This is a genomic window from Treponema sp. R6D11 (assembly GCF_054786075.1).
This window is the reverse complement of record NZ_BDHD01000958.1, coordinates 1-324: the sequence shown is the minus strand read 5'-3', so window position 1 is coordinate 324 and position 324 is coordinate 1. Positions and strand designations below refer to the sequence as shown.

At 44.4% G+C, this 324-nt stretch carries 1 protein-coding gene; it reads right to left on the bottom strand.

Annotated features, from left to right (window positions below):
• Window positions 1–315, bottom strand: a 315-nt coding sequence (locus ACYVTD_RS16990) for an efflux RND transporter periplasmic adaptor subunit (protein ID WP_461248825.1), incomplete at its 3' end; no start/stop codon positions are given.
• Window positions 316–324 lie beyond the last annotated feature (9 nt).

Here is a 324-nt window from a genome sequence, read left to right as displayed (position 1 = left end):
GTTGTTATCTGAAATAAACACAATCCATGAGCCGTATGTATTGATAATCGAAATACGCGGAATTACGGGAATGTCGGTTTTTCTGTTGGTTATAAGGCTGATGGTTGCGAACATTCCCGCCTTTATGCGCTGATCTAGGTTTACAAACCTTAGGCGTATCCTTAAAGTTCTGCTTGCGGGATCTAGAACGGGGTTTATCTCAAAAACCTCGGCTATGAATGTTTCATTCGGCATGGCTTCCAGTTTAAGTGACGCGCGCAGCCCTTGCGTTACGACCGCCACAAACCTTTCCGGGATATATGTTTCAACTAACAACGAGGAAAG